At 60.8% G+C, this 23,806-nt stretch carries 24 protein-coding genes; 10 read left to right on the top strand and 14 right to left on the bottom strand.

The annotated features are described in order from the left end of the window. The first annotated feature begins 56 nt into the window (after positions 1 to 56). Together ACFZPT_RS22695 and ACFZPT_RS22690 are read left to right on the top strand one after the other, a co-directional pair. Complete coding sequence (locus ACFZPT_RS22695; protein ID WP_034096604.1) at positions 57 to 542, top strand: glutathione peroxidase; 486 nt, start codon at positions 57 to 59, stop codon at positions 540 to 542. Next, positions 539 to 1,030 carry a MarR family winged helix-turn-helix transcriptional regulator gene (locus ACFZPT_RS22690; RefSeq protein ID WP_034096605.1) on the top strand — a complete coding sequence of 164 codons (492 nt, stop codon included), beginning with the start codon at positions 539 to 541 and terminating at the stop codon, positions 1,028 to 1,030. The genes ACFZPT_RS22695 and ACFZPT_RS22690 overlap by 4 nt, the downstream gene beginning before the upstream one ends. On the opposite strand, the gene ACFZPT_RS22685 is transcribed toward ACFZPT_RS22690, so the two are convergent. Beyond that, the gene (locus ACFZPT_RS22685) at positions 984 to 3,293 is read right to left on the bottom strand and encodes a response regulator (RefSeq protein ID WP_099313103.1); all 2,310 of its coding nucleotides are present in this window, start codon (positions 3,291 to 3,293) and stop codon (positions 984 to 986) included. The two genes, ACFZPT_RS22690 and ACFZPT_RS22685, sit on opposite strands and share 47 nt — an antisense overlap. A gap of 163 nt (positions 3,294 to 3,456) precedes the next feature. Between ACFZPT_RS22685 and ACFZPT_RS22680 the strand changes: the two genes are divergently transcribed. Next, a complete protein-coding gene (locus ACFZPT_RS22680; RefSeq protein ID WP_034096607.1) occupies positions 3,457 to 4,347 on the top strand; it encodes an ATP-binding protein in 891 nt (296 codons plus the stop codon). Further along, positions 4,344 to 4,826, top strand: a complete 483-nt coding sequence (locus tag ACFZPT_RS22675) for a GAF domain-containing protein (protein ID WP_034096608.1) — start codon at positions 4,344 to 4,346, stop codon at positions 4,824 to 4,826. Before ACFZPT_RS22680 ends, ACFZPT_RS22675 begins: the two co-directional genes overlap by 4 nt. Positions 4,827 to 4,851: 25 nt before the next feature. Here the strand turns inward: ACFZPT_RS22675 and ACFZPT_RS22670 are convergent, their stop codons facing one another. The 8 genes from ACFZPT_RS22670 to ACFZPT_RS22635 form a co-directional block, all read right to left on the bottom strand. After that, the gene (locus ACFZPT_RS22670; RefSeq protein WP_099313104.1) at positions 4,852 to 8,487 is read right to left on the bottom strand and encodes a transporter substrate-binding domain-containing protein; all 3,636 of its coding nucleotides are present in this window, start codon (positions 8,485 to 8,487) and stop codon (positions 4,852 to 4,854) included. Between the two features lie 8 nt (positions 8,488 to 8,495). Beyond that, positions 8,496 to 9,122: a response regulator transcription factor gene (locus ACFZPT_RS22665; protein WP_034096610.1), complete on the bottom strand. Its 627-nt coding sequence runs from the start codon at positions 9,120 to 9,122 to the stop codon at positions 8,496 to 8,498. A 257-nt stretch (positions 9,123 to 9,379) separates the two neighbouring features. Beyond that, positions 9,380 to 9,775: a response regulator gene (locus tag ACFZPT_RS22660; RefSeq protein ID WP_034096611.1), complete on the bottom strand. Its 396-nt coding sequence runs from the start codon at positions 9,773 to 9,775 to the stop codon at positions 9,380 to 9,382. Between the two features lie 170 nt (positions 9,776 to 9,945). Further along, positions 9,946 to 11,277, bottom strand: coding sequence for a deoxyguanosinetriphosphate triphosphohydrolase (locus ACFZPT_RS22655; protein ID WP_034096612.1), 1,332 nt, complete (start codon positions 11,275 to 11,277; stop codon positions 9,946 to 9,948). Between the two features lie 71 nt (positions 11,278 to 11,348). After that, the gene (locus ACFZPT_RS22650; protein WP_034096613.1) at positions 11,349 to 12,512 is read right to left on the bottom strand and encodes an EAL domain-containing protein; all 1,164 of its coding nucleotides are present in this window, start codon (positions 12,510 to 12,512) and stop codon (positions 11,349 to 11,351) included. Positions 12,513 to 12,616: 104 nt separating this feature from the next. Next, positions 12,617 to 12,958, bottom strand: a complete 342-nt coding sequence (locus tag ACFZPT_RS22645; RefSeq protein WP_034096614.1) for a hypothetical protein — start codon at positions 12,956 to 12,958, stop codon at positions 12,617 to 12,619. Next, positions 12,955 to 13,344, bottom strand: coding sequence for a phage holin family protein (locus tag ACFZPT_RS22640; RefSeq protein WP_034096615.1), 390 nt, complete (start codon positions 13,342 to 13,344; stop codon positions 12,955 to 12,957). Before ACFZPT_RS22640 ends, ACFZPT_RS22645 begins: the two co-directional genes overlap by 4 nt. 3 nt (positions 13,345 to 13,347) lie before the next feature. Further along, positions 13,348 to 13,662 (bottom strand): YqjD family protein, encoded by a 315-nt coding sequence (locus ACFZPT_RS22635; protein WP_034096616.1) that lies wholly within the window; start codon positions 13,660 to 13,662, stop codon positions 13,348 to 13,350. A 346-nt stretch (positions 13,663 to 14,008) separates the two neighbouring features. Between ACFZPT_RS22635 and ACFZPT_RS22630 the strand changes: the two genes are divergently transcribed. Then, positions 14,009 to 15,217 carry an ammonium transporter gene (locus ACFZPT_RS22630; protein ID WP_034096617.1) on the top strand — a complete coding sequence of 403 codons (1,209 nt, stop codon included), beginning with the start codon at positions 14,009 to 14,011 and terminating at the stop codon, positions 15,215 to 15,217. On the opposite strand, the gene ACFZPT_RS22625 is transcribed toward ACFZPT_RS22630, so the two are convergent. Beyond that, positions 15,204 to 16,934, bottom strand: coding sequence for a monovalent cation:proton antiporter-2 (CPA2) family protein (locus ACFZPT_RS22625; RefSeq protein WP_034096618.1), 1,731 nt, complete (start codon positions 16,932 to 16,934; stop codon positions 15,204 to 15,206). The two genes, ACFZPT_RS22630 and ACFZPT_RS22625, sit on opposite strands and share 14 nt — an antisense overlap. Positions 16,935 to 17,101: 167 nt before the next feature. Between ACFZPT_RS22625 and ACFZPT_RS22620 the strand changes: the two genes are divergently transcribed. From ACFZPT_RS22620 to ACFZPT_RS22610, 3 genes are all read left to right on the top strand, one after another. After that, on the top strand, positions 17,102 to 17,338 hold the full coding sequence (locus tag ACFZPT_RS22620) for a glutaredoxin family protein (RefSeq protein WP_047882255.1): 237 nt from the start codon (positions 17,102 to 17,104) through the stop codon (positions 17,336 to 17,338). Positions 17,339 to 17,412: 74 nt separating this feature from the next. Next, positions 17,413 to 17,748 (top strand): hypothetical protein, encoded by a 336-nt coding sequence (locus ACFZPT_RS22615; RefSeq protein ID WP_034096620.1) that lies wholly within the window; start codon positions 17,413 to 17,415, stop codon positions 17,746 to 17,748. Between the two features lie 72 nt (positions 17,749 to 17,820). Continuing rightward, a complete protein-coding gene (locus ACFZPT_RS22610) occupies positions 17,821 to 18,711 on the top strand; it encodes a pseudouridine synthase (protein ID WP_034096621.1) in 891 nt (296 codons plus the stop codon). A gap of 56 nt (positions 18,712 to 18,767) precedes the next feature. Here the strand turns inward: ACFZPT_RS22610 and ACFZPT_RS22605 are convergent, their stop codons facing one another. Continuing rightward, positions 18,768 to 18,989 carry a YgdI/YgdR family lipoprotein gene (locus tag ACFZPT_RS22605; protein WP_099313105.1) on the bottom strand — a complete coding sequence of 74 codons (222 nt, stop codon included), beginning with the start codon at positions 18,987 to 18,989 and terminating at the stop codon, positions 18,768 to 18,770. Positions 18,990 to 19,069: 80 nt separating this feature from the next. Further along, positions 19,070 to 19,672, bottom strand: coding sequence for a molybdenum cofactor guanylyltransferase MobA (gene mobA / locus ACFZPT_RS22600; RefSeq protein WP_034096623.1), 603 nt, complete (start codon positions 19,670 to 19,672; stop codon positions 19,070 to 19,072). A 76-nt stretch (positions 19,673 to 19,748) separates the two neighbouring features. Between mobA and moaB the strand changes: the two genes are divergently transcribed. Both moaB and glp read left to right on the top strand, forming a co-directional pair. After that, positions 19,749 to 20,288: a molybdenum cofactor biosynthesis protein B gene (gene moaB, locus ACFZPT_RS22595; protein WP_034096624.1), complete on the top strand. Its 540-nt coding sequence runs from the start codon at positions 19,749 to 19,751 to the stop codon at positions 20,286 to 20,288. Beyond that, complete coding sequence (glp, locus tag ACFZPT_RS22590) at positions 20,272 to 21,498, top strand: gephyrin-like molybdotransferase Glp (protein WP_099313106.1); 1,227 nt, start codon at positions 20,272 to 20,274, stop codon at positions 21,496 to 21,498. The genes moaB and glp overlap by 17 nt, the downstream gene beginning before the upstream one ends. A 229-nt stretch (positions 21,499 to 21,727) precedes the next feature. Here glp and ACFZPT_RS22585 read toward each other — a convergent pair whose 3' ends face one another. Together ACFZPT_RS22585 and ACFZPT_RS22580 are read right to left on the bottom strand one after the other, a co-directional pair. After that, complete coding sequence (locus ACFZPT_RS22585; protein ID WP_034112674.1) at positions 21,728 to 22,057, bottom strand: EscU/YscU/HrcU family type III secretion system export apparatus switch protein; 330 nt, start codon at positions 22,055 to 22,057, stop codon at positions 21,728 to 21,730. Continuing rightward, entirely contained in the window at positions 22,054 to 23,631 is a 1,578-nt protein-coding gene (locus ACFZPT_RS22580; protein ID WP_099313107.1) for a flagellar hook-length control protein FliK, read from the bottom strand. The genes ACFZPT_RS22585 and ACFZPT_RS22580 overlap by 4 nt, the downstream gene beginning before the upstream one ends. Positions 23,632 to 23,806 lie beyond the last annotated feature (175 nt).

Below are 23,806 nucleotides of genomic sequence, written 5' to 3'. Positions count from 1 at the left end.
GTGCAATTGAATCGCTCGCTATGTTGTGGGCTCTTCCCCCGACACGAGGCACAGCCATGAGCGACAACCTGCTGAGTATTCCCTGCACCACCATCAAGGGTGAGCAAAAGACCTTGGCCGATTTCGCCGGCAAGGCCGTGCTGGTGGTCAACACCGCCAGCAAATGCGGCTTCACCCCGCAGTACAAGGGCCTTGAGCAACTCTGGCAACAGTACAAGGATCAGGGGCTGGTGGTATTGGGGTTCCCCTGCAACCAGTTCGGCAAGCAGGAGCCGGGTGACGAAGGGGCGATTTCAGAATTCTGTGAGCTGAACTACGGTGTCAGCTTTCCGCTGTTCAAGAAAATCGACGTCAATGGCAGCGATGCCCATCCTTTATTTGTGCAATTGAAACAGCAGGCCCCCGGTTTGCTGGGTTCCAAGGGCATCAAATGGAACTTCACCAAGTTCCTGATCGGTCGCAATGGTCAGGTGGTCAAGCGCTTCGGCCCGACCACCAAACCTCAGGACTTGACCCAAGAGATCGAAGCCCTGCTCAAATGACTAACCCACCCGTTGTGTCCCTGGCCCTGGACAACCAATTGTGTTTCAAGCTCTACGCGGCTTCGCGGGCGGTAACCCGTGCCTACAAGCCGATGCTGGATCCATTGGGCCTGACCTACCCGCAATACCTGGTGATGCTGGTGCTGTGGGAGTGGCATGACGCCCCTCCGGCGCAGCCTACGGTCAAGGCGCTGGGGGACCGTCTGATGCTCGACTCGGGCACCCTCACGCCGTTGCTCAAACGTCTTGAACAACTGGCTTGGGTGCAGCGGCAGCGCAGTACCCGGGATGAGCGGGAAGTGCATTTGAGCTTGAGTGAGGCCGGCGTGCATCTGCGCGAGCGGACTTACCAGATGAAGACGCGACTGTTGTGCGACAGCGGCATCGACCTGAACCAGGCGGACGACCTGCGCGATGGTCTGGACCAATTGCTTGGGCAGATCAGAGCGCTGTCGTCTTCGGCACCCACAGATCCAGCAGGGCATTGAGTTCTTCGCGACGGAAAGGCTTGGCCAGGTAGTCGTTCATCCCGGCGGCGCGGCAGCGTTCGCGTTCTTCTGACATAGCATTGGCGGTCAACGCTACGATCGGCAGGTCCGGCCAGCGTCCACTGCTGCGTATCTGCCGACTGGCCTCGTAGCCATCCATCACCGGCATATTGCAATCCATCAGCACCATGTCGAAGTGTTGCTCTTCCAGGCACTTAAGCGCTTCGCCACCATGGCCGGCCACGACCACCTCACAGCCCAGCTTGCTGAGCATGCCCTTGGCCACCAGTTGGTTGACCGGATTGTCCTCCACCAACAGGATGCGCGCGCGGTGCGCTACAGGCGAGGCTTCCACTTGGATCGGATCGAGGATCAGGTGCCCATCGCTGCGCAAGGTGCGTCGCAGAATCTGATACAGCGCGTTGCGGCTCAAGGGGCGGGCCTGTTGCTGCAACGGCGCGAGTGCGGCCACTTCTTCGCTGGGCATAAAGTTGCCGTACGCCGTTACCACCAGAATCGGTGCGGTAATGCCCGGCCGCAGTCGGAACAGGCACTCCGGGCAGTCAGTGATCAGCAGGTCCGGGGTTTCTCCGCTCAAATCATGGTCCTGGGCGTAACAGCGCGGCGTCAGCCCCCAGTAGGGCAGGAGCGTGGTCAGCAGTTCTGTGAGGCCGCTGCTGGCGTTGGTGATGGCGATTACGTCACCGCTGAGCGGCGGCGGCTGCACCGCCGGCAAATGTGCCGGCAGCGGCAGCTCGGCGCAGAATTGGCTGCCAAAGCCGACCTCCGAGCTGATGCTCAAGCGCCCCTGCATGGCTTCACACAGGTTTCGCGTCAGTGCCAGGCCCAGGCCCGTACCGCCAAACTGGCGAGTGATGCCGGCGCCGGCCTGGGTAAACGGTTGGAAAATTTTTACCTGAGCTTCCTGCGCGATGCCGATGCCGGTGTCGCAGACTTCAATGTGGACCTTGCCCTCCTGAACGCTGAGACGCACATCTACGCGCCCGAAGCGGGTGAACTTGAGGGCGTTGGACAGCAAGTTGCTGACGATCTGCCGCACGCGCGTCGGGTCGCCCAGCACTTGGGCCGGAAACCTCGGGTCGATCAGGCAGGTCAGCTCCACGCTTGGCGCGGCGTTCTGCGACAGCAGGTTGGCGGTGTCTTCCACCAGCGCGCCCAAATCGAATGGAATGCGCTCCAGTTCCAACTGGCCGGCATCGAATTTGGACAGGTCGAGGATATCGTTGAGCAACTCCACCAGCACTTTGCCCGAATCGTGGGCGATGGACAGTTGCTGACGTTGCTCGGCGTTCAAGCTGCTGTCCAGCGACAGCGCGATCATGCCCAGCAAGCCGTTGAGCGGGGTGCGGATCTCGTGGCTCATGTTCGCCAGGAACGCCGCGCGGGCCTGAGCCATGCCCAGGGCATGCATTTTGGCCGCCTCCAACTCGTCGTTGGACTGGCTCAGCCGCTGGTTACTGGCCTTGAGTTCCAGGGTACGAGCGGAGACGATATCTTCCAGTTGGCCCAGGTATTCGGTCAGCCGGTCTTCGGCGTGGCGGCGCTGCTGGATTTCAGTCTGCATGTTTTCGAATTGCTGGTTGGCCACGGTGACCAGTACGCCGATTTCGTCATTTTCGTGCCCGGGCGGGCAGTCCAGACGCGTGTGTTTGCGCGTGCTCAATTCACCAATGATGCGTACCAGTGGTTTGGTCAGCATCACATAGAACAGCCCCAACAGGATGCCGGTCAGCAGCAGGCTGCGCACAAAGCCATTGAGCAGTGTGATCTCGGCGCGCCGCAGGAAGCGGCTGCCGAAAGCGTAGGTATCGACGTCCAGACGCAGCACACCCAGTGAGTCGTTGGGCATATGGCTCAGGTAGAGCCGGTCCTCAAATTGGCGATTGGCGCCAAACATCAGGTCGCTGAGGGCGCGGTAGGTGCTTTCCTTGCGCGGCCGTTTTACATCGGCCAGCACCAGGCCGTTGTTGTCGATCAACTGCGCGCGAATGATGGCGGGGGAGTGCAGCAGGCCCAAGGTCAGTTCCTGCGCCAGCTCGGCGTCGATGTTGTAGGCAATACGCGATGCCGGGTTATGGCTGATTTCGATCAGCGAGCGAATTTCACGGTTGATGGATGCGTCTTCGCTGGCATAATCAATGCCGATTTGGATCAGACTGAGCAAGGTTCCCAAGACGAAACCGACCAGCACAGTCAATCGGGCTTGTTTATAAGACAAGCGGTGGGCGAACTTGATATCCATCGAGTGTTGAACCACTTCACGTTTCCCTTCGCCCGGCAAGCATAGCTGAACATCCACAGGCTCTGGCCTGCCCGGCATGAATCGTTTTATACGCAGCCCCTTGCGGTCTGTCGCAGGGTTGCCAATACGCCATCTTTTGCAAGAACTTGCCAGAGGAATAATCGTGGATTCTCGATTGAATGCCTTTCTTGAGCGGGCCGATGCAGTACTTGCCCGCCTGGAACCCCTGCTGCCAGCGCCCCGACAGGCCATCGACTGGAACCAGTGCCTGGCCGCGCGCTGGCAACGCGAGGGGCGCACCGGGTTTCTGTTGCCGCTGGAGGTCAGTCTGGACATGCGCCTGTCCGACTTGATCGGCGTCGACAAGCAGCGCGAGCAACTGGCGCGCAATACTCAGCAGTTTCTCGACGGCCTGCCCGCCAACCATGCGCTGCTGTGGGGTTCGCGCGGCACCGGCAAGTCGTCCATGGTGCGTGCCCTGCTGGCCCAGCATGCCAACGCCGGTTTGCGCCTGATCGAAATCGAGCGTGATCACTTGGCCGATCTGCCACGTGTAGTCGAGCAACTGCTCAAACTGCCGCAGCGCTTTATCCTGTTCTGTGATGATCTGTCGTTCGAGGCCGGAGAGGGCGACTACCGCGTGCTTAAAAGCGTGCTGGACGGTTCCCTGGAACAGGCGCCGGAAAATGTGCTGCTCTATGCCACCTCCAACCGTCGCCATTTGGTGCCGGAAAACCAGAGCGACAACGATAACTGGAAGCGCGTGGACGGCGAACTGCACCCCAGCGAAGCCGTGGAGGACAAGATTGCCTTGTCCGACCGCTTTGGCTTGTGGCTGTCGTTCTACCCGTTCACCCAGGAACATTTCCTGGATGTGGTGGAGCATTGGATCGGCGAACTGGCCAGCAAAGCCGGTTTGCAATGGCAGCGTGACGAAGCGCTCGATATTCTCGCCGTGCGCTGGGCCACCGGGCGCGGCAACCGCAACGGACGTTGCGCGTATCAATTCGCCCGTTACTGGGTGGGCCTCAAATTGTTGGAGCGTCAACCATGATCGATTTGCAACACGCCGGTACAGGCCTGGATGGCTATGCCATGCTCTGCGCGCAGCTGGAGTCGCTGTTAGCCGATGAGCGCGACTTTATCGCCAACAGTGCCCAGTTTTCTGCGTTCCTGTTCAACCAACTGGATGACTTGAACTGGGCTGGTTTTTACCTCAATCGCAATGAAGAACTGGTGCTCGGCCCGTTCCAGGGGCAGATCGCCTGTGTGCGTATTCCGTTCGGGAAGGGCGTCTGCGGTGCAGCAGCAGCCTCGCGCCAAACCCAGCGCGTCGAGGATGTGCATGCCTTCCCTGGGCATATTGCCTGTGACAGCGCCTCCAACAGTGAGCTGGTGGTCCCGCTGGTCAAGAACGGCCAATTGATTGGTGTTCTTGACCTCGACAGCCCTTTGATGGCCCGTTTTACCCAACAGGACCAGCAGGGCATCGAGCAATTGGCGGCGATTTTTCTGCGCTTGACCGACTGCTGATGCCAGAGGGGGCGGACCCGCCCCCTTATGGGTTATCCAGCGCGTGAAGCTGCACCTGCAGCATCCTCTCCAACTCCAGCATCAGCTTTTCGAGGGCCTTCACACCGGCGTCGATCGAAGACCGATCATCATCGCGGCCGCAGGCCTGTTCGAGGGTTTCACACTGTGACGCCAGCGCATTGGCCTGAACGATGCGGGCGGCGCCCTTGATCTTGTGGGCCTGTTCGGTGATCTGCTCATAGGAGGCCTGCGCGTTCATCAGGGCGATCAGCTCCTGACGGTCCTGGCGGCTGCTGTTGAGCAGTTCTTCCAGCAGGCGTCGGCTCATCTGTGGATCGCCGCCGGTCAGGGCCTCGAAATTACCGAGGTCTAGGATCTGGTCGGCAGGGTGCGTGCCGATCTGCGCCAAATGCCGTTCCAGAGCCGTGAGGCTGATGGGCTTGAACAGGCAATCGTTCATGCCTGCCTGTGCGCAACGTTGCTTCTCCTCGGGCTGGGCGTTGGCGGTAAAGCCCAGTACCACACAGGGCGTCAGGCCTTCACGCTGTTCGTACTCGCGGATCGAACGACTCAGTTCATAGCCATTCATGATGGGCATATTGCAGTCGGCGATCACCAGGTCGAAACGCTCCTGACGCCAGGCCTGGAAACCCGCCGCGCCGTTTTGCGCTGCGGTGAACTGATGGCCTAGATAGCCGAGTTGCTGGCACATCAACAGGCGGTTCGCCGGATGATCGTCCACCACCAGCACATTGAGCACTGGCGCGGTGGTCGGCCTTTCGGGTTGGTGTTCGTCCTCGGCCAGCTCAGGCTGCAGGCGTGTCATCTTGAGGTTCACATGCACCTGGGTGCCGACCATGGGCACGCTGCTCAGGCTCAATTGCCCGCCCATCATGGCGCACAGGCTGCGGCAGATCACCAAACCCAGGCCGGCGCCGCTCCTGGCCAGTTGCCCAGAGTTGTCGGCTTGGGCAAAGGGTTCGAACAAGCGCATCTGATCGTCGCGGCTGATGCCGATGCCGGTGTCTTCCACTACCAGTTTCATCTCGACTTGCTGGGCAAGATCGGTGGGCAGCACGTCCACCTTGATTTTGACCTGACCGCGCTCGGTGAACTTGATCGCGTTACTGATCAGGTTCGACAGCACCTGCTTGAAGCGCAGCGGGTCGATCAACACTTCGGTGTCGTCCAGGTCAGTCTTGAACTCCAGTATCAGGCTGAGGGTTTTCTGGCGGGCCAGGCCGTCGAACACACGTACCACCGATTCGATCACTTCCCGCAGGTTTACACGTTCCGGCGCCAGGCTCAGGCGGCCGGATTCGATCCGCGCGATATCGAGGATGTCGCCGATCAACTCCAGCAAGTCCTTGGCCGAGTTATAGGCCACTTCGATGGCGGGGCGGTCGAGGTGGCCCTGGTCCGCGCGCTTGAGCGTCAATTCGAGCATGCCGATCACTGCGTTCATGGGCGTGCGGATTTCATGGCTCATGGTCGCCAGGAACGTACTTTTGGCGCGATTGGCCTCGTCCGCACGTTCTTTGGCGGCACGCAGTTCGTCGAACAATTGGCGTCGCTCGCTGATGTCGATCCAGCCGCCGATGATGCCCTGGACTTCACCCACGGAATCGCGATACGGCAAGATCCAGTGATAGATCGTGAGTTTTTTGCCGCGTATGTGCAGGGCGCGATCCAGGATCAGCGGGTTGCCCTCAGCCACCACACGCTGATAATCGGCGTGGTATTGCGCGGCCTCTTCCGCCATGGCGGTGCTGATCTGCATCGCACTCCTGCCGATCACCTCTTCGCGCTTGACGTCGAACGCCTGCAGGTAGCTGTCGTTGCAGGTCTGCAGCAGGCCCTTGCGGTCGCGCACGTAAATTGGGTGCGGCGTTTCGTTGACCAGGGCGCGCATGAATTCGAACTGGTCATTGAGAGCGCGCTCAGCCATTTTGCGGTGCTTGATCTGGCGCTGCATGTAGGCGTTCCAGGTCAGGGAAATCAGCAGCAACAGGCCGGTGCCGATGATGATGCGCGCAATCAATTGATGATAATTGCGCCAGTAGCTGTCGGAGGCGGCGGTATAGCCGCGCCAGCGACTGTTGATCACCCCCAGCTCGTCCGGAGCGATGCTGAGCAGAGCCTTGTCGAGAATCGAGCTGAGTTCGGTGGCCCCCCGGGACGTTGCCAAGGCAAAGGTGGCCGGCGTGGTGCCAATGCTGAAACTGGTCTGGACCTTATCTTGGAATATCGGTGAAGACAGGAAATAGTTGGCGACCACCAGGGTATTGACCGCACCCTCCACATGGCCTTGTGCAAGGAGTTCGGTTGCCTTGAACGTGTCCCCCGTTTCTACCAGTTGAATCTGCGGAAAGTGCTCGCGCAGGAATTTGATCGGCGGGCTGCCTTGAGTTACCGCCACGCGTTTGCCAGCCATTTGCTCCAGACTGGTGGGCGCCTGGTCTTCCTTGCGCGTCAACATGACGTAGGAGTTTTCCAGGTAGGGGCGGGTAAAGTTCAACTGTCCTTCGCGTTGCAGGCTGGGGGCGATCGCGCCGATGACATCTGCTTCGCCGGCCTCCACCTGCTCGATCATCTCGTTCACATTGCGTCCGCGCTGGATCTCGAAGCGTAAGCCGGTGCGCAGGCGAATCAGTTCCAGCAGGTCGGCGGTGATGCCGCGGAAGTTGCCGTCTGCATCGAAGAATGTCAGCGGTGCGAAGGTTTCGTTCGCGATGACTTTGACCACTGGGTTGTCTTTCAGCCAACGCTCCTCGCGCGGGGTCAGTTGCAGCTTCTGATCGGTCAACAGAATGTCACTGCCGGCACTCCAGCGCTTGGCAATGGTTTCTCGCTCGGAGATGGGCACAGCCATCAGGACGGAGTCGACGATGCTCAGCAGGATGTGCTGGTGCTGCGGCAGGGCAAAGCTGAAGCCGTAGGCTTCGTGCTTACCGAAATTGGCCATGCGCACGTTCTTCAGGTAGCCCTTGTTGATCAGGTAATGGGTGGAAATGGTATCGCCGAGAAACACGTCCGCCTGTTCGAATGCCACTGCATTCAACGCATTCTGGTAAGAGGGATAGGCGCGGATGACCGCGTTGGGGTAGAGCTTTTCCACTTCGCTCAGAGGCAAGTAGTGATAGACCAGGGCCAGGCGCATCCCCGCCAAGCCCTCGCTGAGGCTGCGCGTTTCGCCCTCGCGGGTGACCAGCACCGGTTGATCCACCGCGTAGGGTTCTGACAGGGTGAGGTTGGGGTTGGCGGCTTCGAACCCGTTGGAAGAGCCCAGCAAGTCGATCTCCCCGGACTCAAGGGCGCGAATGGCCGCCTCTCGGGAGGGGTAGCGCACCACTTTGATCGGCAATGCCAGCGCCTTGGCCAGCAGCCCGGCGTAGTCGGCGGTGAGGCCCTCGTAATCGCGGCCGCTGGAGGTGAGATCAAAAGGGGGGTAGTCAGGGGCCGCAGTGCCCAGTACCAGTTCGCGTTTGTTCTGCAGCCATTGGCGTTGAGCCTTGTTCAGGTGGGTTTCCAGTTGTACCGAGCCTGCACGACTCAATAAATTGAAATATTCCGGGCCCGTTGGAGGGGCGGCAGGCACGGCAATGCTGAAGCACAAACCGGCACTCAATAAAATCAGATAGTCCTTTATACGCCTGGGCATCCGCTTTCTCACACTAGCGCGTTTCGTTTTGCCATCTCGATAAGTTCTACCAAGGACTTGGCTTGAAGTTTTTGCATGAGCCGCTTTTTATAGGTGCTTACTGTTTTGTTACTCAAGAACATACCTTTGGCGATTTCCTTGTTAGTCCGCCCTTGTGCAAAAAGTTGCAATACCATCAGTTCGCGATCGTTTACCGCTTTGAATAGTTCAAGTTCCTTTGAAACCGTGGTGTCCGCCCCATTGGCATTCAAAGCCTGGCTGGGAAAGTAGTTGTAACCTGATAACACGGCACGGATGGCGCTGAGCAACTCGCTCAGATCCCCTTCTTTGCACACATAGCCATCGGCGCCCGAGCGCATGCAGCGGGTGGCGAACAGGGTTGGGGATTGAGCCGTCAGCACCAAGGTCTTCATTGAAGTGTTCATGGCATTGAAGCGGCAGAGCACTTCAAGCCCGTCGAGTTTTGGAATGCTGATATCCAGAATGATCAGGTCCGGTTGGCACTCACGGACCATTTGTATGGCGTCGCATCCATTATCGGTTTCGCCCACTACTTTGTAGCCCTCGTGCTCCAACAACATTCGGATGGCGAGCCTTATAACCGGATGATCATCAATTATAAAAACGGTGTTCATGTTTACGTTTCCGTGCAAGTGCAAATAAAGCGGGCACATTAGCTCAGAAGCGGATGCAGGAGCATGAAGTGGAGGGGGAGCAAATATAAAACAGGAAAGTTCCTACATCAAAAAAGGTAAAAGCCTACTGGTTGCTAAGGATTTGTGAAGCGAGATGACAACGTTTCGCTGTTATTTCGGTTTAATCCAGGCATCAGGTGATTAGAAGGACTAGGTGTCATGATCTTGGTCGGTCTACAGGGTTGCAAGACTTGTTTTTATAAGGCGGGTAATGGAAAGAGCAACTGTGAAAGTTCTTCTTTGTTCAATGGCTTTGACAAGTAACCGAGCATGGGCAAACCACGCTCCAGTGCCTGAACATGCAACGCCGACAGCTCTGCGATGGGCAGCCCGCTGAGCAGGATGGCGGCGTTGATAAAGCGTTGACGGCTGGCGATTTCAATCAGCTCCAGCCCCGGTAGATCGGGTAGGCATTGATCACACAGAAGGATGTCGAAAGGCATGTGCGCCTGGGTCATCAGATGGACGGCCTGCGCGGCGTTTTCGCATGGTGTCAGCCGCTCGAAGCCGAAGCTGCGAAGCAGACACTGAGTGGCGAGCAGTTGAAAAGGATGATCCTCCACCAACAGGATGCAAAGAGGGTTACTGGGCATAAAAAGTACACGATGAGTCAAGCGTCGAAGGGGGGCATGTAGGAGCTGTTCGATGACTGTGCCCGGAGCGGGCGCGATTATTCCCCGTGTATCTGTGCGAATTCGATCAGGCCGCTCTGTTCCGTGTGTAGGCAGATTCTGCTCAATCGGCAGGCGGCTTGATCGGGCGGTTATTGAGGGCTGGAGCGACCGGTCATCTCTCGTGCCATTTCAGTGGCATAGCTGTCGGTCATGCCGGCGATGAAGTCGATCATGCGCAGGAACGACGTGTGCAGCGGCCATGCCGGGTCCGGTGCGTTGTTGCCGAGCAAATCGAGAATGCGCCGGTTCTTGAAGGACGGCGTGCGCCCGCCATGTTGCTCCAGTGCGGCGCCGCAGAACGCATTCAGGAGAATTTCCAGGGTGGTGTAAGCGCCGATTTCGTGCAGCGTCTTGCGCTTGTCCTGGAAGATTTTCTTGCGCGCCATGTCTTTGGCGTCCAACACGCAGCGTTTGGCAGGACCGTGCATATGTTCGACCAGATCGCCGGGCAGGGTGCCGGCCAGCAAAGCATCCTGCTGATCGACGAACGCGCGCGCCGCGGCGTTGGTCAGGTGCTCGATGGCCTTGCCGCGCAGGATCGCCAGTTTGCGCCGGCGTGAGTCCTGCGGCCCCAATTGACGGTAGGTTTGCGGCAGGTCGTCGCCCACCAAATCGAGCAGCAACGACTCGACTTCGGCGTACTCCAGCAAGTCCATTTCCAGGCCGTCTTCCAGGTCGATCAAGGCGTAGCAGATGTCATCCGCGGCCTCCATCAGATAAACCAGCGGGTGACGCGCCCACCGTTGGTCCTCCAGTTGCGGCAGTCCGAGTTTGTGGGCGATCTGTTCCAGAATCGGCAACTCGCTCTGGTAGCAGCCGAACTTGTGCTTCTTGTAGCCCAGGGAGTCGGCGTGGCGGGCGGTCCAGGGGTATTTGAGGTAGGTGCCTAGGGTGGCGTACGTCAGCCGCGTGCCGCCGTCGAACTGGTGGTATTCCAATTGAGTGAGCACGCGGAAGCCTTGGGCATTGCCTTCGAAGTTGAGGAAGTCATTGCGCTCGGCGCTGCTCATGTCGTCCAGCCAGCCGCGGCCGGCCGCTTGTTGAAACCAGTGGCGGATAGCGTCTTCGCCTGAGTGCCCGAACGGCGGGTTACCGATGTCATGGGCCAGGCAGGCCGACTGCACCACCATGCCCAGGTCGCTGGGATCGCACCAGTCGGGCAGGGCGCTGCGCAGGGTCTCGCCCACGCGCATACCCAGGGAGCGGCCGACGCAGCTGACTTCCAGCGAGTGGGTCAAACGGGTGTGGATATGGTCGTTGCTCGACACGGGATGCACTTGCGTCTTGCGACCCAGGCGACGAAACGCGCCGGAGAAAATAATGCGGTCGTGATCTTTATGGAACGGGCTGCGGCCCAATTCTTCCGGGCTGTGCAGTGGTTTTCCAAGACGTTCGCGGGTCAGCAGGGTGGGCCAATCCAAGGCGGGTACTCTCCGTGCGGTGAATGACCCGCCCAGCTTCCCGGTTCCGCCGCGGCGGGGCAAGCGAAAATCTACAGGCCGGCGGCGTCGATATCGATTAACAGTAAGCGCTGACCGTTATCGAAGAATTGTCCGGCGGTGAGGCAGTACTGGTTGGTGGTGGCATCGCGGTAGGTCGAAGACAGCGTCAAGCGGCGCTCCTCCCAACCTTCGGCGAGCAGATGATAAAAGTACGGCCGCCACGACCAGTTGTGGCCAAGGTAGCGGCTATCACTCTGCCAGGCGTCCTGGCGCCACTCGAAATTGGGCGTCAGTTGGGTGCCGTGGCGGTCGCACTGATAAAAGCGCAGCAGCCAGGGGAATGCGGGCAATTGCGGTAACTGGCTCAACGGTGCCTTGGCCTGGGCCCAGCTTTGCAGGATGCTCATCAGCTCGGCCATTTGCTGGCGCAACTGCATGATGCGCCCGCGTTCCGCCAACTTCTGCTGGACGTATGCGGTGCGCAGTTGAGCAAAGCGTGGCACGAAGGCGTCGGTGGCGAACCAGTCCAACTGGGCTTGGGCAAACAAGTAACCTTGTACGTAGCGGGCGCCGCACTCCAGGGCGAAGTTCAGTTGCGCTTCAGTTTCCACGCCTTCGGCGATGATCCAGCAACCGGTCTTTTCCGCCATTTGTGCCAACGCGCGCACCACCTCGCTGCTTGGCCCGCCGCGCGCGGCCTCCTGAAACAGACGCATGTCTAGTTTGAGAATGTCCGGTTGCAACGCGAGCACCCGGTCCAGCTGGGAATAGCCGGCGCCGAAGTCATCGATTGCGATCCGCGCGCCCGCCTCACGGTAGCGCGCCACAACCTCTGCCAGGCGCCTGATGTCGCCCCCCAGTTCGGTGATCTCGAACACGATGCGCTGCGGGTCCACGCCGTGGCTGTGGATCTGTTTCAGGCTCGGCAACGGCTGGCCCGGACGCAGGCGGTTGATCCAGCGCGGTGAGATGTTCAGGCTCAGGAACCAGTCTTCAGGCGCCTCATGCAACCGGCTCAGGGCGTTATCGCGCAGCTGCCGGTCGAGTCGTCGCAGAGCTACGCCGGAGGTACGCGGGTCGGCGAACAGCGGGCCTACGGACTGCAGGCGACCGTCAGCCAGGCGCAGGCGACCCAAGGCTTCCACGCCGGCAATGCGGCCGGTGGCGGTATCGATGAAAGGCTGGAAGCAGGCGAGCGGTTGCCCGTCGATCACAAGGCCTCCTTAAGAGAGGTGGCGAAAAAAAGGCCCGCCCCTCGTGAACAAGAGGCCGGGCCGATTCTGTTAGCAAGAATGCAGCCAGCGAGGGCCGGCGCAGCTCAGTCTTTGCGCGAACGCCCTTGCATGGCCAGTTTGATCAACGGGATCAAACCCGCACCCAGGCGCACCAGACGCGTCACGCTGCTGATACTGCCGCCCTTGGCGCCCTTGCCAGTGAGGAAGCCCATCAGCGTCACCGCCGCCACGCCCCACAGCGGCGCGTGCTTGATGCCCAGGTTCTCCTGCCAGTTATGCCGCATGTCGCGCATCTTATGCAGGGGCGTGAGCAACTGCTGGGATTCGTGGCGGATTTCCTGGCGGTGCATTTCCATGCGCAGGCGGATCAAGGCCTTGCGCATTTCTCGCCGGGTGGTGGATTGCGGAACTTCAGTCAGGCTCATGGCAGCAGGCGCTCCCGGTCATTGGCCAACTCTTCGAGGGTGGCATGGAACGGTGTGGATTCATCGAACACCGCGGCTTTCAAGCGTACCCCGCAGAACGCGGCGGCCAGGCTATAAAACACGCAGAGGCAGATGATCCCTGTCAGGCGGTAGCCGGTGTCCCACACCAGAATCATCACCAGAGTCGACAACCCCACCAGCAACAGCAAAGCGAACACCAGGGCCAGGCCTGCGAACAGCAGCAGGCTGACGGTGCGGGCTTTCTGCTCCTGCAACTCGATGCCGAACAGTTCGACGTGGCTGTGCAGCAAGCCTAGAACGGCAGCGCCCAGGCGTCGTGAGGTAGAACTTGCGCCCGTAGACGAGCCACTTTCGCCGATAGACATAATTTAGCGCCTTGTAGCCAGCAGACCGATCAGAAAGCCCACGCCGGCGGCAATACCGATGGACTGCCAAGGGTTGGCCTGCACGTAATCTTCCGTTGCGGTGACCGCCGCCTGGCCGCGTTCGCGCAGGGAGTCTTCGGTCAATTGCAGGGTTTCACGGGCCTTGAGCAGGCTCTCGTGAATCTTGCTGCGCAGTTCATCGGCCTGGTCGCCGGCGAGGATAGCGGTGTCGTCCAGCAACTTTTCGGTGTCGCTGACCAGGGTTTGAAAATCCGCCATCAGTATTTCTTGAGCAGTCTTTGCAGTGGTTCTGGCCATGGGTATCTCCGTGATTGGCTGATCGGTGCGTGTGGTTTCGAGTCACCGGCGTCGGTGAAGGTTCATTGCGATTGCCTGGTACAGCTTTTGCTTTGGCTTGGTGCGCGGGCCCCACGGCCTGCGCTGAATCCGGGCGGTCGAGGCCAATGCCTTGAAAAACCTTACCCTAAAACACTTAAACCCGCGGAAAAACCCTGTCGGCAACGGCCTATTGTGATGTTCGCTGCGCTAAAGCGGTTCATGCCCCCAACAGAGGGGTGGTTCCGCCGGTTCCAATTTAGTGCGCGGATTTCTGGCTTGAACCGCTTTGGTGCTTTTTGCCCTGACTACAGGCCTGCCAGCTTCCATGGACACTCTACAAAGTGCGGTGGACACCCTCGTCCATAGCTCCAACACCCTGTTTATTCTGATCGGCGCGGTCATGGTCCTGGCCATGCACGCCGGCTTCGCGTTTCTGGAAGTCGGTACGGTGCGTCAGAAAAACCAGGTCAACGCGCTGTCGAAGATCCTCAGCGATTTCGCGATCTCGACCCTGGCTTACTTCTTTATAGGCTATTGGATCTCCTACGGCGTGAGCTTTATGCAGCCGGCGGCGGTGATCAGTGCCGATCATGGCTACGGTCTGGTGAAGTTCTTCTTCCTGCTGACATTCGCCGCGGCAATTCCGGCGATCATCTCCGGGGGCATTGCCGAGCGTGCGAAATTCGCGCCGCAGTTGTGCGCCACCGCGTTGATCGTGGCCTTCATTTACCCATTTTTCGAAGGGTTGGTGTGGAACGGTAATTTCGGTCTGCAGGCCTGGTTGCTCAGCACTTTCGGTGCCGGTTTCCATGACTTTGCCGGCTCGGTGGTGGTGCATGCCATGGGCGGTTGGCTGGCGCTGGCGGCGGTGTTGCTGCTGGGCCCGCGCAACGGTCGCTATCGCGAGGGGCGGCTGGTGGCGTTCGCGCCGTCGAGCATTCCGTTCCTGGCGCTGGGTTCGTGGATTCTCATCGTCGGCTGGTTTGGCTTTAACGTGATGAGCGCGCAGACCCTTAACGGCGTCAGCGGTCTGGTGGCGGTCAACTCGCTGATGGCGATGGTCGGCGGCACCGTGGCTGCCCTGGTGATCGGTCGCAACGACCCTGGTTTTCTGCATAACGGGCCGTTGGCCGGATTGGTGGCGATCTGTGCTGGTTCCGACCTGATGCACCCGGTGGGCGCATTGGTCACCGGTGTGGTGGCCGGCGGTTTGTTCGTGTGGTGTTTTATCGCGGCCCAGGATCGCTGGAAGATCGACGACGTGCTGGGTGTGTGGCCGTTGCATGGCCTGTGCGGCGTGTGGGGTGGAATTGCCTGCGGCGTCTTTGGCCAGACGGCCCTTGGCGGTTTGGGCGGCGTGAGCCTGACCAGCCAGTTGATCGGCACCTCCCTCGGTGTGGCGGTGGCGTTCGGCGGCGGCCTGTTGGTGTACGGCGTGATCAAGCGCGTGCATGGGCTGCGTCTGAGCCAGGAGCAGGAGTACTACGGCGCGGACCTGTCGATCCACAAGATCGGTGCGGTCAGTCAGGATTGATCGGCGCCTCATCGTTGTCGCTGGGCGGTGCGTGAAAGCCGTGCAGCAGGCGATAGCGGTTTTGCCGCACTTCATCAACGCGCGCCTGCACCTGTTGATCCGGCAGGCCCAGCAGGAGCAAGGCGTGGGAGGCGAGCATCAGGCTCGACTCCAATAACTCGGGCACCACTTCAGTGGCGCCCGCTGCTTTCAGTTCGGCCCACTGGCTATCATCGCGGGTGCGCACCAGGATCGGCACCTGGGCGTTGATACGGCGCGCCTCTTTAAGCACCACCAGCGCGACATCGCTGTTATCTACAGCAATCACCACCAATCGCGCGCGCTCTATGCCCACTGCGCTGAGCAGGGCGCCGCGCCGGCAGTCGCCGTAATGCACGCTGCTGTCTTCGGTCGCCGCTTCCTGAACCCGTTCCGGGTCATCATCCAGAGCGATGAATGCTTGTTGCTCGCGACGCAGAAAGCGCCCGATGGACTGGCCGACACGCCCGTAACCGCAGATCACCGCATGGTTGCGCAGCTGCGCATTGAGCGCGGTGATGGTCTCCAGTTGCACCTGCTGATTGGGTTTGCGATGCAGGCGCAGGGCGATGGCCGGCGCGGCGCGCAATAGCAGGGGGGTGAGCAGCATCGAGCAAAACGTTGCGGCGAGCAGCAGGCCGTTGAATTGATCCGGGATCAGCCGGCTCTGCTGCATCTGTGCCATCAAGGCGAAGCAGAACTCGCCGCCCTGAGCCAGGGCCAGGCCGCTGCGCCAGGCGGTTTCCATGTCGCTGCCGCGCAGTTTGACCAGCACGGCGACCACGCAGCCCTTGATCAGCATCAGCGTGAGGGTCATGCCGAGGATCAACAGGCTGTGGCTGAGGAACAATTGCAGGTCGATCAGCATGCCGATGCTGACGAAAAACAAGCCCAGCAGGATGTCGCGAAATGGTCGGATATCCGCTTCGATCTGATGGCGGTAATGGCTTTCACCCAGCAACATCCCGGCCAGGAACGCGCCCAGGGCAGGGGAGAGGCCGAGCAAATGGGTGAGCCAAGCGGTCAGTAGCACAATCACCAGGGCCAGCAACACAAACAGCTCCGCCGAGTGGGACGCGGCGACCTCACGGAACAGGCGCGGCAACAGCCAGCGGCTGGCAAGCAGCAGGCCGATAAACAGCACTACGGTCTTGCCCAAGGTCAGCGGCAACGCCAGGTACCAGGCCTGATCGCTGCTGCCGGCGAACACCGGCACCAGCGTCAGCAGTAACACTGCGACCACGTCCTGAAACAGCAACACGCCAATTGCATTCTGGCCATGGCTGCTGAAAATCTCGCCAAGGCTGCCCAACTCCTTGCTGACGATGGCCGTGGACGACAGCGCCAACCCCGCGCCGAGCAACAGCGCAATTCCGGGCGCCACCCCCAGTAGCATCAATGTGGCCCCCAGCAGCGCGCCGCACCCCAGTACCTGCAAGCTGCCCAGGCCAAACACCACATGGCGCAGGGCGAGCATCTTGTTCAGGGAAAATTCCAGGCCCAGGGAAAACAGCAGAAACACTACCCCCAGCTCGGCGAGATCGGGCAGCTCTTCGCTATCGTTCACCCAATCCAGCGCGGTGGGCCCCACGGCCAGGCCTACGCACAGATAGCCCAACACGGGCGGCAATTGCAGCCGGCGAAACAGGGCGATCACCACCAGGGATGACGCCAGAATGATCAGCAGGTTGGCGAACACAAACCTCTCCGTTACAGGGTCAGCGGACAAAAAGCCGCGAGAATGGCTGAATCAGTTATAGGCCATGGTGACTTGGGTCAGGTCTTTTTGGGGCGGCATGCACAACTCGCCACCCTCGGTAAGCAGGCTTAGAATGACCCACCTTATTCTGATCAGGCCCATTCGTCATGCTTCCTGAATGCCAGCTGTTCGGCACCCTGGGTTGCCACCTGTGTGAGTTTGCCGAAGCCGAAATCATGCCGCTCGTCGAACATGGGTTGCAGGTTGAGTTGGTGGATATCACCGATCCCGAGGACTTGACCGAGGTCTACGGCCTACGGATTCCGGTGCTTCGACGGGCAGACACGGGCGCGGAACTGGACTGGCCGTTCGACACCGACCAGGTGGTCGCCTTCCTTCTCTGACGTCATGGCGATGGCGGGTTTCCAAATATTACGCTACTGTATGTTTGTACAGCGATGGAATAGAGGGAACGCCCGTGGTGAATGTTGAACAACTGAAAAGCAGCGTCAATCGCATGTCCGCCGACATCGTGCGCGATGCGGTGAACGAGCTGCGCCTGGACGGTCTGGTCACGGAAGGTAAGACGCCGTTCAACAAAGTGCATTTCAATACCTGCTTTGCCGAGATCGAAGCGCTGTTTCAGCGTGCCGGCTATCACAAGCAGTTGGACGTGGTGGGTTACCAAGGCTTGCTGTACGCCCTCTACGATCCGGGGCGTTGGGAGGCGGTGGACGTGTTGCGTTGGCTCAAGGAGTTCACCGAAGCGGCCAGTGCCTCGCCGATCCTGCGCGCTGAATTAGCCAAGGCCTGAGATCCGCCCTAGGCTCGATCCCGCTCCATGCGGGATAATGCCCGCCGATTTTCCCAGGCTTCGAGCGTCTTCATGTCCACTTCCGGTTTTTCCGCGTCCCAGCACCAGGCCAGCACCTTGTATCTGCCACCGGGCCCTTGGGCTACGGTGCTGGACTGTCTGTGCACGCACTTCCCCGCGATCAGCCGCGAACACTGGTTGGACCGCATCGCTCGCGGTCGCGTGCTGGACATCAACGGCGACCCCATCCAGCAAGATCTGGCCTACAGGGAAGGCCTGTGCATCTACTATTTTCGCGAGGTGCCCAACGAAAAGGTCATCCCGGTGCAGGAAACTATTCTGTATGCCGACGAACACTTGGTGGTGGCCGATAAACCGCACTTCCTACCCGTGACGCCGGCCGGCGAATACGTCGAACAGACGCTGTTGCGCCGCCTGATTCGTCGCCTGGACAACCCGTCGCTGGTGCCCCTGCATCGTATCGACCGGCACACCGCGGGGCTGGTGCTGTTCTCGGCCAACCCCCACAGCCGCGCGGCGTATCAGCAGCTGTTTCCTACGCGCAAGATCGATAAATTTTACGAAGCCATTGCCCCCGCGCTGCCGGATCTCACCTTTCCCTTGGTACACAAAAGTCGTCTGGTGGACGGTGAGCCCTTCTTTCGCATGCAGGAAGGTCCCGGTGTCAGCAACACCGAAACCGCGGTGGAGGTTCGCGAAAAACATGGCGAGCTATGGCGTTACGGCCTGTTCCCGGTCACCGGCAAGAAGCACCAGTTGCGCGTGCACATGACCGCGCTGGGGGCGAGTATCTGCAATGACCCGTTTTACCCCGACGTGCTCAAGGACGCCGTGGACGACTACGCCAACCCACTTAAACTGCTGGCCCAGGGCGTGCGTTTTGTCGACCCGGTTACCGGCCAGACGCGCGACTTTCGCAGCCGCATCACCCTCGATTGGTAAGCCCCGGAAACGACAAGGCCCGCGCGAGGCGGGCCTTGTGGGCAAACGCTTAAGACTTACAGGTCTTTAACGGTGCGAACCTGGTCTTTATTGATACGGGTGTGCTTGCCGTCCAGCTGTTCGAATTCGTAGAAGCCCGAATCTTCATCGTATTTCGGGGTGTCGACGGCCTGGATTTCACGACCGTCATTCAGGGTGACCACGGTAGGCGAGGCGCAACCGGCGAGGGTAGCGAGGCCCAGGGCGAGCATGAAAGCGGCGATGGTCCGTTGAGTCATGGGTGTGTCTCCAAGAGAATTCTTTGAAATTGCTGACCTTGTGACGCGTAAGGCGTCGCCAAAGTTCCTTGTACGAAAGTTCATTCTGACACGTCAGACTTCTGGTGCAACAGTTCGGGTGTGTTCAAGTTGGCCAGGCGTGGATCATTCGCCGGGCATTCCAGGCCCACGCCACCCAGTTGCAGGAGGATCTTGCGCGGGCTGCGCTCGCCAGCGTGCCAGGCTTGTTCTACCGCGTTCCTGAGGTGCGTTGGGATGATGCAGATCAAGGGTTCCCAGAATTCCCCATGGCGCACCATCACCGGCGACTGCGGGGTGCGTCGGGCCGTGTCACGCAGGTCGGCGAGCAGGCGCGCGTCGATATGCGGCACATCGCAGGGCAACACCAGCAAGTGCTCATGGCGCGCGGCGGCGAGGCCGGCGCGGATACCGGCGAGCGGCCCGGGGAAGTCCGCGCTGTCGTCGTTTACTAGGTGATCGGCGTATGCCGCGTAACGGTCTTGGTTGCGGTTGCAGGAGATGATCAAGTCGTCGGTCAGCCCGCGCACCAAGCCCTGCAAGTGCGCAATCAGCGGCTGGCCGCGCCAGGTTAGCAAGCCTTTGTCCTGGCCGCCCATGCGTTGGCCGCGGCCACCGGACAGCAATAGAATCGAACAGGGCAGAGGGCACGAATCAAAGGACATGGTGGTTCCGCAGCGGCAAGCAAAGGAGGGCCTGTGATATAACACCGGGCTGTTCCTTCGACAACCGGACCGTGCCATGAAAGCCAAGGTTGATGCGCCTTTTGTACCCCTGAATATCGCTGTATTGACCGTCAGTGACACCCGCACCCTGGATACCGACACCTCGGGCCAAGTCTTCGTCGACCGTCTGACCGCCGCCGGCCATCGCCTGGCCGAGCGCGTGCTGCTCAAGGACGATCTCTACAAGATCCGCGCCCAGGTTGCCCACTGGATCGCCGAAGACGTGGTGCAAGTGGTGTTGATCACCGGCGGCACTGGCTTTACCGGCCGCGACAGCACCCCCGAAGCGGTGAGCTGTCTGCTGGACAAGCAGGTCGACGGCTTTGGTGAGCTGTTCCGCCAGATATCCGTGGCTGATATCGGCACCTCCACCGTGCAATCCCGCGCGCTGGCTGGTCTGGCCAACGGCACCCTGGTGTGCTGCCTGCCGGGCTCCACCAATGCGGTGCGCACCGGTTGGGACGGCATCCTCGCCGAGCAGTTGGACAACCGCCATCGCCCGTGCAACTTCGTCCCGCACCTCAAACTGGCTGAACCTTGTGAATCCCGTGGGTAAGCCCGGCAAGGCCGGCGCCCTCATGCCGGTAGAGCAGGCGCTGCAACAGCTGCTGGACCTGGCCGACGCCACGCCGATTCGCGAGCAGGAGACGTTGCCCCTGGCCGGCTGCGACGGTCGCGTACTCGCGCATGCGCTGATCTCCACCCTCGACCTGCCGCCCTGGCCCAACAGTGCCATGGATGGCTACGCCGTGCGCCTCTCTGACTGGACCGGCGAGCCGCTGGTGGTTAGCCAACGTATCTTCGCCGGTCAGGCGCCGCAGCCCCTGGCGGCAGGAACCTGCGCGCGGATTTTCACCGGTGCGCCGGTCCCCGCCGGCGCCGATTGCGTGGAGATGCAAGAAAACGCCGTGGTCCACGCCGATGAACGGGTGAGCTTCAGCGAACCCCTGCGCACGGGCCAGAACATCCGCCCCCAGGGCCAGGAAACCACCGTCGGCGAAACCGTGCTCGACGCGGGCACGCGCCTGGGGCCCATCGAGCTCGGCTTAGCCGCGTCCTTGGGCTGCGATGGCCTGGCCGTGGTGCGTCGCCTGCGGGTGGCGGTGCTGTCCACCGGCGACGAACTGATCGAACCGGGCTTGCCCCTCGGCCCGGGGCAGATCTACAACAGCAATCGCCGCGTGCTGTGCAGCTGGCTGGCGCGGATGGGCTGTGACGTGATCGATGCCGGGATTCTGCCTGACGACCTGGAACAGACCCGTGGGCGTCTGGCCGGGTTGGGCAGCGCTGACCTGATCCTGTCCACCGGCGGCGTGTCGGTGGGGGAGGCGGACTTCCTCGGCGTCGCCCTGCGTGAAGAGGGCGAGCTGGCGTTATGGAAGCTGGCGATCAAGCCAGGCAAGCCGCTGACGGTCGGCCATTTTCGCGGTGTGCCGGTGATCGGTCTGCCTGGTAACCCGGCGTCTACCCTGGTGACGTTTGCGCTCTTGGCGCGCCCGTACATCCTGCGGCGTCTAGGCGTACTCGACGTGACACCGTTGCGCTTCGAGGTTCCGGTGGGTTTCGAATGGCCCAAGCCGGGCAACCGCCGCGAGTACCTGCGCGGGCGTATCGAGCAGGGCCGCGCGGTCATCTATCGCAACCAGAGTTCCGGTGTGCTGCGCAGCGCGGCGTGGGCAGAGGGATTTGTGGAGGTGTTGGAAGGCACAACGCTTAATGTGGGGGATCGAGTCAACTTCATTCCGCTGAGCGAAGTCCTCAACTGAATAAAAAGTCTGAGTGTGGGAGCGAGGACACTGATAGCGGAGTAACAGTCACCTAATGGCTGGCTGAATCACTGCCATCGGGGGCAAGCCCCCTCCCACCCTTGATAATCATTGCCTGGGCTGGATCATACGGCGCAGCACCGCGCAAACCATACTGCTTCCCCCGGTATCAACTGAAAAGCCGGCTCAAAATGTGGGAGGGGGCTCGCCCCCGATGACGGCTCGCTATTCAGTAATCGTCTCCGCGCTCGGTCACATCCCGCTCCACCGGTCCCGCATGCGGGTCAAATCCCACCGGGAACTTGCCTTTCAATGTCCAAGCAAACGCAATGATCTCGGCAATGGTGCGATACAACTCCTCGGGAATGCTGTCGCCCAATTCCATGCGGGCCAGCAGTTTTACCAACTCGGCGTTTTCATAGATCGGTACTTCGTTTTCCCGCGCCAGCTTGAGGATGGCTTCGGCCAGGGCATCATCGCCTTTGGCGGTGAGCGTCGGCGCCTGCTGGCCGTCGTACTTGAGGGCAATCGCCTGGCGAGATGATTCGGTGGTCTTCATGCGGTTTCGTCCACCCAGCGTTGTTCCAGGCCTGTCTTGGGGCCCCGTGGCGGCGTGCCAAGGTGGCAGTCGAGGTCGCCGACGTTGAGGCCCGAGGTCACCAGGCGCTCGCGCAGACTGCCCAAATGGCTTTCGATCAGGCTCGCGGTAAACGGTCGGGTCGCCCACAGTTGGCTCGACAACTTGCCCTGGCTCAACTGCGCCTGCACCTGCAATGGGCCCAGGGGTTCCATATCGAAGGCCAGCTCAACGCGCCAGAGCATCTGCTTGGCGTCCTTATTGGCTTTGCGTTCGGGCTGATCCTTGTCCGGCGCCGGTTCTTCACGCTGGAACTTGACCTGCAACGGCACGATGTCCTGCAGGGTGCGCATGGGGATTTCCAACTGCCAAGTGGTTTGCAGGCGGCCATCGGCCGTAGTGCCGGTTTGTTCCAGGCTCGACAACTGATGGCTCTGCAAGCGCGAGATCGCCCCGGCGGCCAGGCGCAGCAGGTTTTCCAGATCGCCTTCGCCCTCCAGCTTGCCCATCAGGCGCTCGGGCAGAGGGAAGCTCACCGGTGCCTGGCGTGCGCTGACTTGCCCCAAGGTATTCAGCGGGCTGCGCACAAAGTTCGGCAGCATCTGGGCCAGGGTGTTGGCGGCCAGGATGGCATTGAGGTTGGTATTGGCGGGCAGGGCGGGGACCAGGTCGGCGACCAACCGCAGCAGCGCACCTTTCATATCCAGGGGCGGTACCTGCGGGTTCTGGCCGGCCAGCAGTTTGGCCTCCAAAAACGCGCCGCTGTTCTGAATCACCTGGGCCAGCACTTTCGGGTTGCTCACCTGGGCCAGGTCCGGCAGGGTGGCCAGCAGACGGTCGGCGGCGGCGCGTAGGTCCGCCGAGGTACTGCCCTCACGCGGTAAGTTCTGCAACGCGTTGAACACTGCATCCAGCGAACCTTGGCGGCTTTGTTGGGTCGCCAGCTGTTGCGTAACGGCCAACTGATCCTTGAGCCCGCTCAATGGCACGAAATTCAAGGTTTGCGCGTTCTGCACCACCGCGCTGAGCAGGCTGCCGACGCGCAACGGCTGCGCGCTCTCCACGGTCAGCGTCGCGCCGGCCATGGCGCTGTTGAGCACTGTGACCAGCGAGCGGTAGATCGCCGGCTGTGTGGTGCCCTGGGGCAACACCTGGGTGGTCAGCACCTTGGCCTGCAGCAGCGTGCCTTCGGGGATTTTGCTGGTATCGATGCGCGTCAGGGCGGCGACGTTGGCGCTCAACGCTTGCTGCAGACTCAAGGTCAGGTTGCCTGCAGCCGTCTGACTGACCGCCACATTGCTGCCCAGGGGCAACGGCTGTGGGCTGCTGGCTTGCACCAGGGTCTGGCGGCCGCCATCGAGGGTCAGCTTGAGCAGCAACTGGAAAGCCTCGCCGCCTTGTTTGAGGGCGATGACTTCCGCATTGGCGGTTTTCCCCGGGTCGATCAGCCCCGTCTGCGGCTCCAGCAGTTTAAGCAGTGCGCCGGCCGCCGGCAGCGATGGAGCGCCACTCGCCGGGCTGGCAGGTAACGTAGGAAGGTTGATCTCACCGGTCATTGCGTGCGCCGTCTCTGGGGAAATTGCCCTCTTTAGAGTAGGGCATCGCATGTATAATGCCGCCCGTCTGCAAAGAGAGCGGTAAAAACCTCACAACTATTTGATCCAGCTCTCTAAAATCGGTCGCCAAAGCCGTTATTGTGCATCTCTCTTTAACGGCCGCTGCACCGCCGAC

It is taken from the genome of Pseudomonas sp. MD330_10, assembly GCF_042610415.1.
Classification (GTDB): Bacteria; Pseudomonadota; Gammaproteobacteria; order Pseudomonadales; family Pseudomonadaceae; genus Aquipseudomonas; species Aquipseudomonas rhodesiae.
The sequence above is the reverse complement of the archived record's forward strand: the minus strand, read 5'-3'. Positions and strand labels throughout refer to the sequence as shown.

Excerpts from the sequence above, each read along its gene's own strand:
- ACFZPT_RS22695 (WP_034096604.1), top strand. The coding sequence starts at position 57 with ATGAGCGACAACCTGCTGAGTATTCCCTGCACCACCATCAAGGGTGAG.
- ACFZPT_RS22690 (WP_034096605.1), top strand. The coding sequence starts at position 539 with ATGACTAACCCACCCGTTGTGTCCCTGGCCCTGGACAACCAATTGTGT.
- ACFZPT_RS22685 (WP_099313103.1), bottom strand. The coding sequence starts at position 3,293 with ATGGATATCAAGTTCGCCCACCGCTTGTCTTATAAACAAGCCCGATTG.
- ACFZPT_RS22675 (WP_034096608.1), top strand. The coding sequence starts at position 4,344 with ATGATCGATTTGCAACACGCCGGTACAGGCCTGGATGGCTATGCCATG.
- ACFZPT_RS22670 (WP_099313104.1), bottom strand. The coding sequence starts at position 8,487 with ATGCCCAGGCGTATAAAGGACTATCTGATTTTATTGAGTGCCGGTTTG.
- ACFZPT_RS22665 (WP_034096610.1), bottom strand. The coding sequence starts at position 9,122 with ATGAACACCGTTTTTATAATTGATGATCATCCGGTTATAAGGCTCGCC.
- ACFZPT_RS22660 (WP_034096611.1), bottom strand. The coding sequence starts at position 9,775 with ATGCCCAGTAACCCTCTTTGCATCCTGTTGGTGGAGGATCATCCTTTT.
- ACFZPT_RS22645 (WP_034096614.1), bottom strand. The coding sequence starts at position 12,958 with ATGAGCCTGACTGAAGTTCCGCAATCCACCACCCGGCGAGAAATGCGC.
- ACFZPT_RS22640 (WP_034096615.1), bottom strand. The coding sequence starts at position 13,344 with ATGTCTATCGGCGAAAGTGGCTCGTCTACGGGCGCAAGTTCTACCTCA.
- ACFZPT_RS22635 (WP_034096616.1), bottom strand. The coding sequence starts at position 13,662 with ATGGCCAGAACCACTGCAAAGACTGCTCAAGAAATACTGATGGCGGAT.
- ACFZPT_RS22630 (WP_034096617.1), top strand. The coding sequence starts at position 14,009 with ATGGACACTCTACAAAGTGCGGTGGACACCCTCGTCCATAGCTCCAAC.
- ACFZPT_RS22620 (WP_047882255.1), top strand. The coding sequence starts at position 17,102 with ATGCTTCCTGAATGCCAGCTGTTCGGCACCCTGGGTTGCCACCTGTGT.
- ACFZPT_RS22610 (WP_034096621.1), top strand. The coding sequence starts at position 17,821 with ATGTCCACTTCCGGTTTTTCCGCGTCCCAGCACCAGGCCAGCACCTTG.
- ACFZPT_RS22605 (WP_099313105.1), bottom strand. The coding sequence starts at position 18,989 with ATGACTCAACGGACCATCGCCGCTTTCATGCTCGCCCTGGGCCTCGCT.
- mobA (WP_034096623.1), bottom strand. The coding sequence starts at position 19,672 with ATGTCCTTTGATTCGTGCCCTCTGCCCTGTTCGATTCTATTGCTGTCC.
- moaB (WP_034096624.1), top strand. The coding sequence starts at position 19,749 with ATGAAAGCCAAGGTTGATGCGCCTTTTGTACCCCTGAATATCGCTGTA.
- ACFZPT_RS22585 (WP_034112674.1), bottom strand. The coding sequence starts at position 22,057 with ATGAAGACCACCGAATCATCTCGCCAGGCGATTGCCCTCAAGTACGAC.
- ACFZPT_RS22580 (WP_099313107.1), bottom strand. The coding sequence starts at position 23,631 with ATGACCGGTGAGATCAACCTTCCTACGTTACCTGCCAGCCCGGCGAGT.